Below are 15,583 nucleotides of genomic sequence, written 5' to 3' on the forward strand. Positions count from 1 at the left end.
GCGGTCGGAGCCCTTCGACATGATCCACCCCCGCAGATCCGCGAACTCGCGGCCGGTGGCCGACCGATCGAGCACATCCGTTTCCTGCGGGGACTGAAGGTCTTCAGGCGAGTGCCGAGAACACGGGTGACCGTTCAGCGGACGAGGAGGAACTCGCGCTGATCGCGGTAGAACGTCGAGCGCGTCAGCGGCCGCGGATGCGGCACGCCGTCGCGAACGAGATTGGCAGCGGTCGAACCCAGTTGCGCCGCACGGCCCGGAATCCACTTGCGCGGCAGCCAGCGGCGCGATCGATCGGTGGCCGCACGAAGACCCGGCATCTCCGGAGTGGGATGCACCCGGATCTTCGTGGTCTCGCCCGAGAACAGCAGATCGTCGTCGACGTACATCTCGCCGACGAGGCGAGCGTTCGGCTCGCCGACGTAGGTCGCTTCGCCGACGAGCGCGATGCCCGCGTCGTCACGGATGAGAGGGAGTGCGTGGGCCGAGCCGCCGAGCGCGTCCTGAGCGGCCTTGGCGCCGGTCGCGAGTCGATAGGCCGCCGTCGCGGCGGTCGGGTGTTCCGTCACGTATGCGAGTTCGACGTGCAGGCGATCGGTGCGCAGCATGCGCGTGAGGACGGCGGCGAGGTCGGCGTCGTCGCCGACGACGATCAGCCGGGGATCCTCCACGACCTGCAATTTCGAGAGTGCCTCGTCGACCAGATCCGACTCGGGGCCGGCGGGTGCGGAGGTCGTCGAGACCGAGGCGAGCGGCAACGGCAACGGTGCGTCGCCGCACGCCAGGACGACCGGTGTCACAGTCGATACCTTCTTTCCGTTCCGATTCACCCGCGCAATCCTAGCCACGCCGTCTGAGAGGGCAATGTGGCCGTGGTGACGTCGCGTGACCTGCGTCTCGGTCCGCCGGTGGGACTTCCACGCAGGTCGGCTAGAATGTCCTACCGGCCACTGCCCATCGACGGCGCGGCCACGCAGCCGATACGAGTTGCGCGTCGACAGTAGGAGAGATCACGTCATGCCGGCAATCGTCCTGATCGGCGCCCAGTGGGGCGACGAGGGCAAGGGCAAGGCCACCGACCTGCTGGGCGAGCGCTTGCAGTGGGTCGTTCGCTACCAGGGTGGAAACAACGCGGGTCACACCGTGGTGCTTCCCAACGGCGACAAGTTCGCGCTGCACCTCATCCCGTCGGGCATTCTGTCGCCGGGCGTGACGAACGTCATCGGCAACGGTGTCGTCGTCGATCCGGGTGTCCTGCTCACCGAACTCGCGGGGCTCGAAGCCCGTGGCGTCGACACCGAACGGCTGCTGCTGTCGGCCGACGCGCACCTGATCATGCCGTACCACGTCGCCATCGACAAGGTGACCGAGCGCTTCCTCGGCGCCCGCAAGATCGGGACGACGGGCCGCGGAATCGGCCCGTGCTACCAGGACAAGATCGCCCGTGTCGGCGTACGCGCCGCCGACGTCCTCGACGAGAAGATCCTGACCCAGAAGGTCGAAGCGGCACTGGAATTCAAGAACCAGGTGCTCGCGAAGATCTACAACCGGCGGGCACTCGTCCCCGAGCAGGTCGTCGAGGAGGTCCTCACGCAGGCCGAGGGATTCAAGCACCGCATCGCCGACACGCGACTGCAGCTGAACCAGGCGCTCGAACGCGGCGAGACGGTGCTGCTCGAAGGTTCGCAGGGCACGATGCTCGACGTCGACCACGGCACGTATCCGTATGTGACGTCGTCCAATCCGACGGCGGGCGGCGCGGCCGTCGGGTCCGGGATCGGGCCGACCGGGATCGGGACGGTCCTCGGAATCCTCAAGGCGTACACCACCCGCGTCGGATCGGGCCCGTTCCCGACCGAGCTGTTCGACGAGTCCGGCGAGTACCTCGCGAAGACCGGCGGCGAGGTCGGTGTGACGACGGGACGCGCGCGCCGGACGGGGTGGTTCGATGCCGTCATCGCGCGGTACGCGACGCGCGTCAACGGCATCACCGACTACTTCCTCACCAAGCTCGACGTGCTGTCGAGCCTCGACACGATCCCGATCTGTGTCGCCTACGAGGTGAACGGCGTCCGTTACGACGAGATGCCGATGACGCAGACCGACATCCACCACGCGAAGCCGATCTACGAAGAGATGCCGGGCTGGTGGGAGGACGTCTCGGACGCCCGCACGTTCGAGGACCTGCCGAAGAACGCGCAGGACTACGTGCTGCGGCTCGAAGAGCTCTCGGGCGCGCACATCTCGTGCATCGGTGTCGGGCCCGGCCGCGATCAGACGATCGTGCGCCGCGACATCCTGGCCTGACCGCTCAGTCCTTCATCGCGGCGAGCTGGATGAGGTTGCCGCACGTGTCGTCGAGAACGGCGGTGACGACCGGTCCCATGTCGACGGCGTCCTGGGTGAACTCGACGCCGAGTGCCTTCAGCCGATCCACCTCGGCGTGGACGTCGTCGACCGCGAACTGGGTGAAGGGGATGCCGTCGGCGACGAGCGCGTCCTTGAACTGCCGCGCCGCCGGGTGGACATCCGGTTCGAGGAGGAGTTCGACGCCGTCAGGGTCTGCGGGCGAGACGACGGTCAGCCACCGTGCGCCGCCCGCGGGCACGTCGGTCTTCTTTCCGAAACCGAGTGTGCGGGTGTAGAAGTCGAGCGCCTTTTCCTGGTCGTCGACGAAGACGCTGGTGATTCCGATGCGGATCATGGTCGATCCTCTCTGTCGGCCGGGGCCTCGACCCCGGTTGTGTCGGTGGGCCACCGCTCGGCGATCGCACGTAGCGGCGTGGTGTCGATGTGGTGGAACTTGTAGCGGCCTTCGCGGCACGTGCGCACGAGTCCCGCGCGTTCGAGTACGGCGAGGTGCTGGGAGATCGCCTGCCGCGACGACGTCGAGCCGTGTTTCATCGCCAGCCGTCCACACAGCTCGAACAGGGTCTGTCCGTCGCTGTCGATCAGCTCGTCGAGGACGATCCGCCGGGTGGGATCGTCGAGTGCCCTGAACAGGTCGGCGTCCGTGGTCACCTCTTCTTTATAGGCAAGCGGCTACTTGCCTGTCAAGGAATCGGGTGGTCAGCGCATCTCCCCCGCGCCGACGTACGGATTGTCGCTCACGAGAGGGCGGCCCTCGTCGAAACGCGAATACCGGAAGACCGACGCGTCGACGGCCGGGTCGCTCGAGACGCCGTCCAGCAGAAGGTCGGCGGCGAGTCGCCCCACCGCCGGCGAGATCTTGAAGCCGTGTCCGCTGAATCCCACCGCAAGGAACAGGCCGGGCACGGGTGAGGGACCGATGATCGGGTTGTAGTCGGGCGTGACGTCGTAACACCCCGCATACGACGACGCGAGACGCGGATCGGGCATATCGGGGAGCAGTGCCATGAGTCGCTCGATGCCGTAGGTGACGACGTTGTCCGTCGCGCGGTCGAGATAGCCGTCGGGGTCGGCGAATTCGGGTGTGCTGTGGTCGCTGTTGCCGACGAGCAGCGCTCCGTTCGGTTCGCCGCGCAGGTACTGCAGATTGACGAGATCGGAGAACACCGGGACGTCCCGGGTCGGTTCGCCGCGGTCGACGAGCAGGATCGCCTCCCGCTGCGCACGGATGGGAAGTGCAACGCCGACCTGCTCGGCAAGGTGCGGTGACCACACACCGTTCGCGAGAACGACAGTGTCGCAGGATATTTCGTCACCTCCTGTGCAGCGGACTCCGGTGACGGTGCCGTCCGCGGCGGTGGTGAGGGCTGTGACGAGCGTGTTCTGCCGGATGCGGATGCCGGCCCTGCGTGCCGCTGCGGCGAACGCCGTGCCCGTGAGGTATGCGTCGCCGTGGCCGCCGTTCGGCTCGTGTGCGAAGGCGGCGAACGTCGCCGTGTCGAGGCCCGGCCACAACTCGTGGACCGAATCCTCGTTGATCCGGGTCGCGTCGATACCGAGGTCGCGGTGCATCGCCAGATTGGTGTCGAGTGCGGTGACGTTCTCGTCGCCGACCCCGACGACGTATCCCGTGCGGTGGAAGCCGATGTCGGTGCCGAGGACGTCCTGCGCCGCATCGAAGATCTGCGTGCCGTAGTGGGCCATCGCGGCGAGAGTGGGCACGCCGTAGTGGCAGCGCACGATGCCACTGGACTTCGCCGTCATGCCCGAACACACCGTGGCGCGCTCGAGCACGAGCACGTCGGTCTCGCCGCGCTCTGCGAGTGCCCAGGCGGTGGCGAGTCCTTCGAGTCCGCCACCGATCACGGCGATTCGCGCCGTGCTGCGGTCCGAGTTCACGGTGCGGTCGGAGTTCACGGTCCGGTGGGAGTTCGCGTGGTCGGGCGTGCTCGTCATGGCGGTCCTCGTTTCGCTCGCACGTGGCATCGGCGGCGTTCTGTGTCGGAACTCTGCCTGTGTTCGAGCTCCGCTAGTTTCCCAATGGAAGACGATGTAATCTATGAGGAAACATTTCATCGTGCCGAGCGGCCCACGTCAAGGCGACAGGCGTGCGAGATCGCTCCTCGGACCGCTCGTCAGGCGACGACGGTCCCGGCGGAGTGACGCCGGTCTGCACCCGGTGGTCCGCTGCCGGGCGGTTCGACGCCCGGTGGTGTGAAGGTCGGCCTGCCCCTCGGTGTCGAGGTGATCGTCCAGTCGCTGTGATGGACATGGCGATGGTGGCTGCCGCAGAGCAGCACCATGTTGTCGAGATCCGTCGGCCCGCCGTCCGCCCAATGCGTAATGTGGTGAGCTTCGCACCACGACGACGGGACCGTGCAGTTCGGGAACGCGCATCCGCGGTCCCGGACGGTGAGTGCTCGGCGCTGTGCCGGGGTGACGAGCCGCGTGGTGCGGCCCATGCTCAGCGGAACACCGTTGTCGTCGATCACGATCGGCGTGACCTGCGCATCACACGCCACCGCACGCGCCGTCTCCGGTGTGAGCGTGGCGCCCCACGGGGTCCACGGCAGACCGATGCCATCGAGCAGCGCCGTGATCGACCGGTGCGTCTTCTCCGCCGGACCGGCCGGCTGCCCCTGCAGATCGCGCTGATGGATCAGCACCGTCACGTGCGGCTTCTCACCCGCTTCCATCCCGGCAACGCCGGAATCGAGGAACCGGCGGCACACCTCGACCAACGCATCCGCGCGGCGTTTGCGCGGTGACCGCCGATCCGGTGTGCCGTCCTCGGCAGGCTGCGGCGCCGACAGCTTCGACAACGCCGTCATCAGGACTTCACCCGAGAGGGCATCGAAGTTTCCGTGCACCACCACCCGCCCGTGCAGCGTGTGCGACACCGATAGGTGGTTGAGGTTGTCGCGTTCGCGCGTCGGCGGGCCGTCCGATTCGGCGTCCAGGCGGATCTCGAGCCGCTCCTTGGCTCGCCGCACCGACGCCGTCGTCGTCCCCGGCCCGGGAACCGCCGCCGCCAGCAGAGCGTCACGGCAGAACTCGACCACCTTCGAATGCTCCTCGGGGTCGGCCTCGGCCAGCGCTGCCAGCAGCGACGGCGGCGTCTCGAAGAAGTCGCAGATCATCTGGGCGTGTGTCGGCGAGACCCGTTGTTCGGCAACAGCAGCAGCGATCTCGGGCTGCGACCGCAGGCTCACCGCGAGATTGACGACCCGCCGCGCCTCATGAACCTCGAGCATCGTCCGCGCCGCCAGCCACGACCCCGCATCCCGATACCCGTCCTCACCGGAGATACCGCGCTCGACCACCTCACCCATCACAGAGATCCGCTGCGCCTGCAACGCCTCGATCTGACGCGACAACGAGAGCGCCCGCTCCCGCAACTCGCCGTCACCGAGCTGCCACGGTGCCCCGTGTGCTGTGTGTGAATCCCCCGACCCCATGCGACAAACCTATATCGCACACCCGTTCGATACAAGACCCATTTCCGCAGCTGGGGATAACCGCAGAGCTGTGGACAAAGTCCGCCGTCACGCCGTTGCAGCCGCGGCGTGCAGCGCGCCGATCGAGGGCACCCGTGCCGGGAGTCTGCAGCCTCCCGGCACGGCCGTTCGACGGATCAGTCCAGTTGCGCGTCGGCGTATGCGGCCATCGCGTCCCGGTGATAGTCGGCGAGTCCCGGTCGCACCCGGTCGTAGGTCGCCTTCCACTGCGCATCCGAGGCGAGGGTCTCTCCAAGGTGCTTGTAGGCGGCTGCGGTCGGTGTCCAGAACTTGCAGATGCCCCGATAGTGCACGTCGATCTCGGCCTGAACAGCCGGATCGTCGACCGGCGTGTCCGCCTCCATCAGTTCGGCCATCCGAAACATCTGTGCGCTCGTCTCGCGCTGCATTCGCTCGTGGTCTTCCGGCGCGAGGCTGTCGCTGAATCGCTTCGAGTCCTCCCACTCCTGCGGCCATTTCTGTCGAGCGTCCGCGTCGTACCGTGTCGTGTCGAATCCCTCGAACAGGTTCTCGGGCTCGTCGAGGTTCGTCATGTCGCTGCCGTCCTTCCGGTTCTCCAGTTCGGCGATGGTGCGAGCGACCGTGGTCACCAGGGTGGCGAGCCGGTCCCGCTCGTCCACCAGGCGCCGGTGGTGCGCCCGCAGCGCCTCCACCTCGTCGGTGTGCTTCGCGAGAACGTCGGCGATCTCGGACAACCCGAGCCGCAGTTCACGCAGTACGAGGATCTGCTGCAACCGCAGCAGTTCTTCCTCCTCGTAGTAGCGGTACCCGTTGCTACCCACCCGGGCCGGGGTGAGCAAGCCGATCTCGTCGTAGTGCCGCAGAGTTCGGGACGTCACGCCCGACATCCGGGCAACGTCTGCGATCGTCCAGGCCATGACGTTCTCCCATCACCGCGGCCGGTCTCTCCGGCCGTACGGACGACGGTAGAAGTTCACGCGACGAGAAGGTCAAGACTTTCGCTACGTGCCCGCCGGTATCCGCCGGCCTCGCGTTCCGAAAACCTAGCGACCACTACCGATCCCGAGCGATCCGTCTCCGGAACCGGCTGTGTCGGCGGGCTGGTCGTCCTCGGTGGTCGCGACGGCCGCATCGGCGAGCTGCGCCAGAACCGGGAGCGACGGCACGAAGAACAGCGTTCCCGTCACCGCGGTGGAGAAGTCGAGGATGCGGTCGTGGTTGCCTTCCGGCTCGCCCAGGAACATGTGCTGCAGCATCGTTTCCGTGACCGAGACGTCCTTCGCATAGCCGATGAAGTACGTGCCGTACTCGTCGTCGCCGAGCGAACCGAACGGCATGTTGTCGCGCAGGATGTCCTGCTCCACGCCGTTCTCGTCGACGATCGTGGTGAGGGCGACGTGCGAGTTCGACGGCTTGACGTCGTCGCCCAGTTCGACGTTCTCTACCTTCGTCCTGCCGATGGCCTCCTGCTGCTCCTCGACGGTCAGCGCGTTCCACGCCGTCATGTCGTGCAGGTACTTCTGGACGACGACGTAACTGCCACCGCGGAATTCGGGTTCCTCGTCGCCGATGAGGGCCGCCTCGACGGCCTCGCCGCCGACGGGATTCGCGGTGCCGTCGACGAACCCCAGCAGGTCCCGTGAATCGAAGTAGCGGAAGCCGTGCACCTCGTCGACGACGGTCACCGCGTCGCCGAGCGCGTCCATGATCTGACGCCCGAGTTCGAAGCACAGGTCGGCGCGACGGGCCTTGATGTGCAGGAGGATGTCACCGGGCGTGGCCGGTGCCGAGTGCACGGCGCCGGTGAGCGGGACGAAGGGATGCAGCCCTGCGGGTTTCGTGGGCATCGTCAGCCGGTCCCAGAAGTCCGAACCGATCCCGACGACGCACGAGAGCGACGCCTCGAGTTCGCGGAATCCGACGTTCTTCACCAGTTCGTCGATGTCGCCGAGGAGGTCGAGCACCGTCGCGGTGTCGGAGTCCGACGGTCCGGCCTCGATCACGAGGAACAGTGCTGCGGCACCGAGCGGATCGGTGACCTTCTGGGGCGACTGTGCGGACGGTGACGTCATGCGTGATCCTCGGTCGTGTGTTCGGCGTTCACTGCTGTTCGGGTGTTCACTGCTGATGATTGTCGGGGTACGCGGTGACGGCGAGGAAGCGAATCGGCAATGTCACGAGTTCGTTCGGCCCGTGGACGCCCTCGCCGTCGAGAAGCAGCGTGTCGCCTGGTCGCAGCCGGTACTCGTTGTCGCCGTGGCCGTAGATCATCTCGCCTTCGAGCATGTAGAGCAGCTCGGTCCCGGCGTGCTGGAACAGCGGGTGGACCTCGCTCGCCTCGGTGAGCGTGACGAGGACGGGTTCGAGCCGCTTGTGTTGCCCGCGCAGTGCACCCAGCAGTTCGTAGTGGTGGCCGACGCGCGTGCCGCGCCCGACGATCTGCGCGCCCTCACCACTGCGGACGAACACGGCTTCACGCGTGGGGTCGGCGCCGCGGAACAGCGAGGTGACGGGGACGTCGAGACCTGCCGCGAGACGTCCGAGCGTCGACAGGCTGGCGGACGTCTGCGCGTTCTCGATCTTGGAGAGCATCGCCTTGGAGATGCCGATCCGCCCGGCCAGCTCGCCGACCGACAGTCCCGCCGAGATCCGCAGCCGCCGGACCTCGCCCGCGATGACGCGTTCGAGCGCGGGCCCGGGCGGGGAGTCCCGCGGAACCTCGCGTGCGGTGTCGTCGCTCATGGCTCTCACCGTAGCGCGCGTTCACTGTGGGTGGACGGTGGGAGCGCCTCGCCGGGATCGGCATACTCTGATCGTGCGGACTCTGCGTGGTCCGGAGTGGAGTGTTTCGAGTGCAGGATGTTGAGACGGTGATGACCCGGGACATGGACGACGCGGCGGACGCGGCGGGACCCGCCGACAGGCGCGACTTCTCGCGATGGTTCGTCGAGCGTTTCGCCGACTACTGGCAGTCGACCGGGGCGTCGCCGATCGAGGGCCGCATCGCGGGGTACCTGCTGCTGGACGAGTCGGCCGGAGTGAGCGCCGCGGAACTCGCGAGCGAGTTGGGCGCGAGCCGGGGTTCGGTGTCGACGTACGTGCGCAAGCTCATCGACCGCGGTTTCGTCACCCTCGTCCGCAAACCGCGCGACCGAACCCATTACTACCGCATGGATTCCGACGTGTGGGGGAGGTTTCTCGAGACCGAGCACACGTATCTGGAGAAGCAGCGGGGGCTCGCGACGCAGGCGCTCGCGTACACCGACCCGAGCGGGCCGGCGTACGCGAGGGTGCGCAACATGCGCGACTACATGAGCTGGATCATCGACAACCGGATGCTGCCGAGCGAATGGAATCGGTTCAAATCCGAACGCGACGAACGCGATGCACCGTCGTCGTGAGCGTCACCGATCGAGCGTCGCCACGGCGGTGTCGATCATCGGCAGGTAGCGCTCGATCGACCACGGCACCGTCAGCGGATTGATCATCGACGATCCGGTGACGAACGACTGGTCCGTCGGTGCGACGACGGCTCCCCGTGCGACAGCGGGGATCTGGGCGTACACGGGCTGCGATTCCGTCTCGGTGCGATTGGTCTCGTCGGAGTAGAACGTGAACAGCAGGTCCGAGTCGTCGAGCAGGCCTGCGAGCTCGAGCCCGATGACGGCGGAGTCGGTTCCCTCGGTCTCGGTGAGCGTGTCGACGACGGGATCGACCGTCAGCCCGAGGCCTCGCACCATCGCGACGCGCTGCTCCTCGGGGAAGAACACGCCGAGAGTGCCCGGTCCGGTGTTGTAGATGAACGAGAACGTCACGCCCTGGTAGTCGGGACGCGACGCGGCAGCGTCGGCGAACTGCGATTCGATCTGCGCGATCTCTGTGGCGGCCTCGTCGGACTTGCCCATCGCTTCACCGATCACGCGCATCTGGTCCTGCCACGTGATCGTCCACGGCTGCTCCTCGTACGCGACCGTGGGTGCGAAGGCGCTGAGCGCGTCGTACTGCTCCTGCGTGATTCCCGACCACGGGGCGAGGATCAGGTCGGGATCGAGTGCGGCGATCCGCTCGATCTCGAGTTCGCTTCCGCCCGTGAACTGTTCGGGGAGTTCGGCCCCGGCTTCGGTGACGGCGTCGTGGATCCACGGCAGGTAGCCGGTGTCGTCGCTGCCCCACGCGTATTCCTCGATGCCGACCGGGACGGTGCCGAGTGCGATCGCCGTCTCCGCGGATCCCATGCCGAGCGTGACGATGCGCTCGGGTTCGCGGTCGACGACCGTGGTGCCGAGTGCGTGTTCGATGGTGACGGGCGCGAAGTCGCCTCCGCCGGTCTCCTCGTCGTCGGCTCCGCCCGAGCTGCAGCCGGTGAGCGCGAGTGCAGCGGCGACCAGACCTGCTGCGAGGGCGGACCCTCGGCCGGTCCGGAATCGAGCGAGTCTCATGGCGTACCTTCCACGCGGGGGCGATGTCGGCTGAGCATAGGCTTACCTTTTCTGAAAGTTCAACCCAGCTGAAAGTTCACGCACGCGTCGCGCCGGTAGCCCCCGCGTCTCGTCAGTACCTCCCGGGGATCCAGTCGGTGCCCGCCAGTGGCACGCGGGCCATCGCGGACGCCTCGACGGTGAGCGCGACGAGGTCGTCGGGTTCGAGATTGCGCAGATGCGACTTGCCGCACGCGCGCGCGAGTGTCTGCGCCTCCATGGTCAGGACGCGCAGATAGTTCGCGAGGCGACGGCCGCCCTCGACGGGATCGAGCCGACGGGCGAGCTCCGGGTCCTGCGTCGTGATGCCCGCGGGGTCGCGGCCGTCCTGGTAGTCGTCGTAGCACCCGGCCGCACTCCCGAGCGCCTCGTACTGCGCCGCGTACCGGGGACTGTTGTCGCCGAGCGCGATCAGCGCGGCGGTACCGATCGCGACGGCGTCCGCGCCGAGTGCCATCGCCTTCGCGACGTCGGCGCCGGTACGGATCCCGCCGGAGACGACGAGCTGGACCTTGTGGTGCAGGTCGAGTTCTTGCAGCGCCTGCACGGCCTGCGGGATCGCCGCGAGCGTCGGGATCCCCACGTGCTCGATGAAGACGTCCTGCGTCGCAGCGGTCCCGCCCTGCATGCCGTCGACGACGACGACGTCCGCACCGGCCTTGACCGCGAGCTTGACGTCGTAATAGGTGCGCGTCGCGCCGACCTTGATGTAGATCGGCTTCTCCCAGCCGGTGATCTCGCGGAGTTCGACGATCTTGATGGCGAGATCGTCGGGTCCGGTCCAGTCGGGATGGCGGCAGGCCGAGCGCTGATCGACGCCTTGCGGAAGCGTCCGCATTCCGGCGACGCGTTCGGTGATCTTCTGGCCCAGCAGCATTCCGCCGCCGCCCGGCTTGGCGCCCTGGCCGAGGACGATCTCGATCGCGTCCGCGGCGCGCAAATGATCGGGGTTCATGCCGTAGCGCGAGGGCAGGTACTGGTAGACGAGGTGCTTGGACTGGCCGCGCTCCTCGGGGGTCATTCCGCCGTCGCCGGTGGTGGTGGACGTCCCCACCTCGCTCGCGCCGCGGCCGAGCGCTTCTTTCGCCTGGCCGGAGAGTGCGCCGAAGCTCATTCCGGCGATGGTGATCGGAATGTCGAGATGCAGTGGATATTTCGCGTTGCGGTCGCCGAGGACGACGTCCGTGTCGCACCGTTCGCGATAGCCCTCGAGGGGATACCGCGACATCGACGCACCCAGGAAGAGCAGGTCGTCGAAGTGGGGGAGCGGACGCTTGGCGCCCCAGCCGCGGATGTCGTAGATCCCGGTCCCGGCGGCGCGCTGGATCTCCGCGATGACGCCGCGATCGAACGTGGCCGACTCGCGCAGCGCCGGATTCGGAGTGGTCGCCGGGTTCGAATTGGTCATGTGGTTCCTCCCGATCGGGTCTAGTAGGCGCCGGCGTTGTCGACGTGGAAGTTGTAGAGGGTGCGAGCGGACCCGTACCGCGTGAACGACGCGGGATCGGCGTCGAATCCTGCGGCGTCGAGCAGTTCGCGCAGCTCTGCGAGATGCTCCTCGCGCATCGGCTTCGGGACGCAGTCCGCTCCCAGCGAGGCGACCGTCCCGCGCACGTAGATCCGTGCCTCGTAGAGTGAATCGCCCAGGGCGTCACCGGCGTCGCCGAGGACGACGAGCCGTCCGGCCTGGCCCATGAACGCCGACATGTGCCCGATGTCGCCGCCGACGACGATGTCGACACCCTTCATCGAGATGCCGCAGCGTGCGGCGGCCGTTCCCTCGATCACGAGCAGCCCGCCGTGTGCGGTCGCCCCCGCCGACTGCGAGGCATCCCCGGTGACGCGGACCGTCCCCGACATCATGTTCTCCGCGACGCCGACTCCCGCGTTTCCGGTGATCGTCACGGCCGCATGCTGATTCATGCCGGCGCAGTAGTAGCCGACGTGGCCGTCGATCGCGACGTCGATCGGTTCGTCGAGCCCGCACGCGAGCGCGTGAGCGCCCGCGGGGTTCGTGACCGCGAAGGCCGCGGGGGCTTTCGCGTTCTGCAGCGTCGCGTTGACCTCGCGCAGCGGTGTCGTCGCGAGATCGACCGTCTCGGTGGTGCTCACCGATGCCATACCTACACCTCTTCCGGTTCGGGCTCGAAGATCCGGGCGTCGTCGATGCCGGGAAGTCCGCTGAGCGCGCGGTATTCGGACGCCATCGCGACCCACTGCGGCGTTTCGGCGATCGCGGCCGGCTTGCACGCGATCGGATCGCGGACCACCGCGAACGACTCGGCGGTCGACACCAGCAGCGTGTAGAAGCCGTCGAATCGCTCGCCGAGGAGCCGGAGCGCCTTCTCCAGGTCGGCTCCCTCGGCCAGCTGCCGTGCGACGAAGCGCGCGCCCACCTCGGTGTCGTTGTCGCTGTCGAACACGGTGCCGGCACGTTCGAGTTCGCGCTTGATCGTCAGGTGATTCGAGAACGATCCGTTGTGCACGAGGCACTGGTCGACGCCCACCGAGAAGGGATGCGAGCCCTCCGCCGTCACGGCGGACTCCGTCGCCATCCTGGTGTGCGCGACTCCCTGCCATCCCGACGCCGCGGGAAGTCCGAAGCGGTGCGCGAGCTCGAGCGGGTCGCCGACGCCCTTGAGCACTGCGACCGAATCGCCCGAGCCGATGATCCGCGCCGTGGGCGCCACGGCGCGTACTGCGGCGACGAGGTCGGCGGCGGCGAGGGCGCCGTGCAGCACCACCGTCGGCGCCGAGTCCACCGCGCCCACGGCGACTCCCACGCGCGCCGACAGTTCCGCGGCGAGTTCGTTCGCCGGCGTCGGCGCGTCCAGGATCGACACCGTCGACTCCCCTGCCGGGGAGAGCCGGGGGTCGCCGTAGATCGCCATTCCCGCCGAGTCCGGCCCCCGGTCGCACATCTGCCCCAGCATCCCGGTCAGCAACGAACCGAGCTGCGGATACAGCGACGCCTCCCGTAGGTGAAGGCCGACGATTCCACACATCGTGTCTCTCTCCTCTCCGAAGCGTGCGCGGCGTCAGAACGCCGTCAGGTAGTGGTCGAGCTCCCACGGCGTCACCGTGTTGTGCCACGCGAAGAACTCGTCTCGTTTGAGGCCGGCGAAATACGTTGCGACGCCGGGCCCCGCGGCGTCGAGCGATCCGCTCACGACGGGGTCCGCGGCGAGCGCGTCCATCGCGTGAAGAAGCGTCATCGGGAGCTCGCGCGGCGACCACGTCGCGCCGCTGGTGGTGGTCGTCGCGCCGGTGCGCTTGTACGAGTTGACGGTCGGTGCCAGCACGCCCTGCAACGCGCACGCGTGGTCGAGCAGTCCGCCGATGAACGCGTATGCGGTGGACGACGATCCGAGGCCGCGAGGGTCCGCCGCGTCGGGAAACATCGGCTCGTCGTCACGCCACAGCGAGACGTGCATGTGCATGCCCGATCCGGTGCGGTCGGCGAACGGCTTGGGCATGAAGGTCGCCGTCATTCCCCGCTTCTGCGCGAGAACGGAGATGAGGTACCGCGCCGTGACGACGCGATCGGCCGTCGTCATCGCGTCGGCGTAGGCGAAGTTCTGCTCGAACTGGCCGTTGCCGTCCTCGTGATCGTTGGCGTAGTTGCCCCAGCCGAGGGTGTTCATCGCCGACGAGATCGAGGTGAGGTGCTCGTACATCCGGGTGACGTCGCGGGCGCCGTAATACGGCTGCCGTGAGGTGTCGTGGAGATCGGCGGTGCGCAGTGCGACGCGTGGAACGTACGGCCACGGTGCGCCGTCGACGTGTGGATCGCAGTGCACGAGAGCGAGTCCCGGCTCGACGAAGGGAAGCGGCGTGTAGGACGACACGTCGGGAATCGCGACGAGATCGGGATCCTTCGGTTCCTGCCCCATGTGCCCGGCCGCGTAACCCGCGAAGCCCACGCCCTCGTTCTCGAGTTGATCGACGGCCTCGATCGGGACGAGTTCGGCGCAGGGCTTGCCGGTGAGCGTGGTGAAGAGCGCCAGTACGAACCGCGTACCGTCGGCGCGGGCGCGCGCGGCCAGCGAGACCGGCGCCGCACCCGCCTCGACGTCCATCGTGTGCAGTTCCGCGGAATCGAGTGCCATCGGGTCCGTCTCCCCTCGTTGCCTGTCGTCGTCCGCCGATCCGCACCTGCCGTGTGTTTCCTATCGGGAATCGACGTCATCCAATAGGAAACGCGCGTGGTGTGTCAACTGCGTTACCGCGCGGTGAGAGTGCGATGACGATGCGCACGGATCCACCTTTTACGGCGGCGTAACCGTGATGTAGTCGCTCACGGATAGGTTCGGCGCAGATGGTGCCCCACGTGCAAGGAGGCGGAGATGAGTATCGAGATGCCGACCCCGGGCGCAGGCCACCCGGTTCCCCCGTCACCCGCGACCGCGGGCGGGAGATGTTTCACGATCGCATCGTTCGGGCCGGAGGCGTACCTCCCGGCGCGCGTTCTCGCCGACTCGCTCGGCACGAGCCCCGTCGACTGGCTACGCCTGCCCGGCGGCTGGGACCGCCGCAGCGAGGACGCGCTCCGCCGCGTCGTCGCACGCGCACGAGTGGGATGGCGGCTCGTCGTCGTGGGCGGTGAGCCGGAGATACGCGCGGCGCACGCCCTCGCCGTCGCGGGTGGTGCCGTCCCCGCCGAGATCGTCGCGCACGTCGTCGACGGCGACCACCGGCAGGTCTACTGCGCGCACTGCAACAGCATCGCGCCCCTCGACCCCGCTGCCGCCGGATCACGTACGCGGTGCCCGGGATGTGCGCAGGACGCCGTCGCCCACCCTCCCGTGGCGCCGCTGCACAGCGCCTATCTCGGCGTCATGCCGGCCGGTGGCGTGTGAGCGCTGCTCGACCCGAGCGCGGCAGTGCCCTGACGGTCGTCGGTGCGCGAATGCTCTCCCCGACCGTGCGGCAGATCGACCTCGCACGACCCGACGGCGCCGTCCTGCCGTCCTACGCGCCGGGGAGTCACGTCACCGTCGAGTGCCGGGACGGCCGCCGCTCGACCAACTCGTACTCGCTCACGGGCCCCGGGCGTGCGCCGACCTCGTACTCGATCTCGGTACGCGTCGAGTGTGGCGGCCGCGGCGGTTCGCGGTGGTTGCCCCGGGTTCCGGTCGGAACGCGACTGCGCGTCGGGACCCCGAGGGGTGAGTTCGCCCCCTTCCCGACGCGCGGCGTCATCTGCTCGTCGCGCGCGGCCGACGATCGTCTCGAACTCGACCTCTGATCCCCGCG

The 15,583-nt window shown here is 68.0% G+C and carries 17 protein-coding genes; 4 read left to right on the top strand and 13 right to left on the bottom strand.

The window, feature by feature from the left end:
- Nucleotides 1–134: 134 nt before the first annotated feature.
- The gene (locus tag RR1_RS14435; protein ID WP_040772565.1) at nt 135–800 is read right to left on the bottom strand and encodes a hypothetical protein; all 666 of its coding nucleotides are present in this window, start codon (nt 798–800) and stop codon (nt 135–137) included.
- Between the two features lie 217 nt (nt 801–1,017).
- Between RR1_RS14435 and RR1_RS14440 the strand changes: the two genes are divergently transcribed.
- Nucleotides 1,018–2,307 carry an adenylosuccinate synthase gene (locus tag RR1_RS14440; RefSeq protein ID WP_010837554.1) on the top strand — a complete coding sequence of 430 codons (1,290 nt, stop codon included), beginning with the start codon at nt 1,018–1,020 and terminating at the stop codon, nt 2,305–2,307.
- A gap of 4 nt (nt 2,308–2,311) precedes the next feature.
- On the opposite strand, the gene RR1_RS14445 is transcribed toward RR1_RS14440, so the two are convergent.
- From RR1_RS14445 to RR1_RS14475, 7 genes are all read right to left on the bottom strand, one after another.
- Complete coding sequence (locus RR1_RS14445) at nt 2,312–2,701, bottom strand: VOC family protein (RefSeq protein ID WP_197737004.1); 390 nt, start codon at nt 2,699–2,701, stop codon at nt 2,312–2,314.
- A complete protein-coding gene (locus RR1_RS14450) occupies nt 2,701–3,021 on the bottom strand; it encodes an ArsR/SmtB family transcription factor (RefSeq protein WP_010837552.1) in 321 nt (106 codons plus the stop codon). The genes RR1_RS14445 and RR1_RS14450 overlap by 1 nt, the downstream gene beginning before the upstream one ends.
- 48 nt (nt 3,022–3,069) lie before the next feature.
- Nucleotides 3,070–4,326, bottom strand: coding sequence for an NAD(P)/FAD-dependent oxidoreductase (locus tag RR1_RS14455; protein ID WP_010837551.1), 1,257 nt, complete (start codon nt 4,324–4,326; stop codon nt 3,070–3,072).
- A gap of 179 nt (nt 4,327–4,505) precedes the next feature.
- Nucleotides 4,506–5,828, bottom strand: coding sequence for an HNH endonuclease signature motif containing protein (locus RR1_RS14460; protein ID WP_072713644.1), 1,323 nt, complete (start codon nt 5,826–5,828; stop codon nt 4,506–4,508).
- Between the two features lie 176 nt (nt 5,829–6,004).
- On the bottom strand, nt 6,005–6,766 hold the full coding sequence (locus RR1_RS14465) for a MerR family transcriptional regulator (RefSeq protein ID WP_010839418.1): 762 nt from the start codon (nt 6,764–6,766) through the stop codon (nt 6,005–6,007).
- 126 nt (nt 6,767–6,892) lie between these two features.
- Nucleotides 6,893–7,921, bottom strand: a complete 1,029-nt coding sequence (locus RR1_RS14470; protein ID WP_010839419.1) for a Dyp-type peroxidase — start codon at nt 7,919–7,921, stop codon at nt 6,893–6,895.
- Nucleotides 7,922–7,967: 46 nt separating this feature from the next.
- Nucleotides 7,968–8,591 carry a helix-turn-helix domain-containing protein gene (locus RR1_RS14475; RefSeq protein WP_010839420.1) on the bottom strand — a complete coding sequence of 208 codons (624 nt, stop codon included), beginning with the start codon at nt 8,589–8,591 and terminating at the stop codon, nt 7,968–7,970.
- A gap of 131 nt (nt 8,592–8,722) precedes the next feature.
- Between RR1_RS14475 and RR1_RS14480 the strand changes: the two genes are divergently transcribed.
- Nucleotides 8,723–9,250 carry a GbsR/MarR family transcriptional regulator gene (locus RR1_RS14480; protein WP_238559049.1) on the top strand — a complete coding sequence of 176 codons (528 nt, stop codon included), beginning with the start codon at nt 8,723–8,725 and terminating at the stop codon, nt 9,248–9,250.
- Between the two features lie 3 nt (nt 9,251–9,253).
- On the opposite strand, the gene RR1_RS14485 is transcribed toward RR1_RS14480, so the two are convergent.
- The 5 genes from RR1_RS14485 to RR1_RS14505 form a co-directional block, all read right to left on the bottom strand.
- Nucleotides 9,254–10,288, bottom strand: coding sequence for an iron-siderophore ABC transporter substrate-binding protein (locus RR1_RS14485; RefSeq protein WP_010839422.1), 1,035 nt, complete (start codon nt 10,286–10,288; stop codon nt 9,254–9,256).
- A 112-nt stretch (nt 10,289–10,400) separates the two neighbouring features.
- Nucleotides 10,401–11,735, bottom strand: a complete 1,335-nt coding sequence (locus RR1_RS14490) for an FMN-binding glutamate synthase family protein (protein ID WP_010839423.1) — start codon at nt 11,733–11,735, stop codon at nt 10,401–10,403.
- Nucleotides 11,736–11,755: 20 nt separating this feature from the next.
- On the bottom strand, nt 11,756–12,448 hold the full coding sequence (locus tag RR1_RS14495; protein ID WP_010839424.1) for a GltB/FmdC/FwdC-like GXGXG domain-containing protein: 693 nt from the start codon (nt 12,446–12,448) through the stop codon (nt 11,756–11,758).
- A 2-nt stretch (nt 12,449–12,450) separates the two neighbouring features.
- Nucleotides 12,451–13,332 carry a class II glutamine amidotransferase gene (locus RR1_RS14500; protein ID WP_010839425.1) on the bottom strand — a complete coding sequence of 294 codons (882 nt, stop codon included), beginning with the start codon at nt 13,330–13,332 and terminating at the stop codon, nt 12,451–12,453.
- Between the two features lie 33 nt (nt 13,333–13,365).
- Nucleotides 13,366–14,436 (bottom strand): glutamate--ammonia ligase, encoded by a 1,071-nt coding sequence (locus tag RR1_RS14505; RefSeq protein ID WP_010839426.1) that lies wholly within the window; start codon nt 14,434–14,436, stop codon nt 13,366–13,368.
- 237 nt (nt 14,437–14,673) lie between these two features.
- On the opposite strand from RR1_RS14505, the gene RR1_RS14510 reads away from it, so the two are divergent.
- Entirely contained in the window at nt 14,674–15,186 is a 513-nt protein-coding gene (locus RR1_RS14510) for a dimethylamine monooxygenase subunit DmmA family protein (RefSeq protein ID WP_010839427.1), read from the top strand.
- A complete protein-coding gene (locus RR1_RS14515) occupies nt 15,183–15,575 on the top strand; it encodes a ferredoxin reductase domain-containing protein (protein ID WP_010839428.1) in 393 nt (130 codons plus the stop codon). The genes RR1_RS14510 and RR1_RS14515 overlap by 4 nt, the downstream gene beginning before the upstream one ends.
- Nucleotides 15,576–15,583: the final 8 nt, after the last annotated feature.

It is taken from the genome of Rhodococcus rhodnii NBRC 100604 (assembly GCF_001894925.1).
Lineage (GTDB): Bacteria > Actinomycetota > Actinomycetes > Mycobacteriales > Mycobacteriaceae > Rhodococcus_F > Rhodococcus_F rhodnii.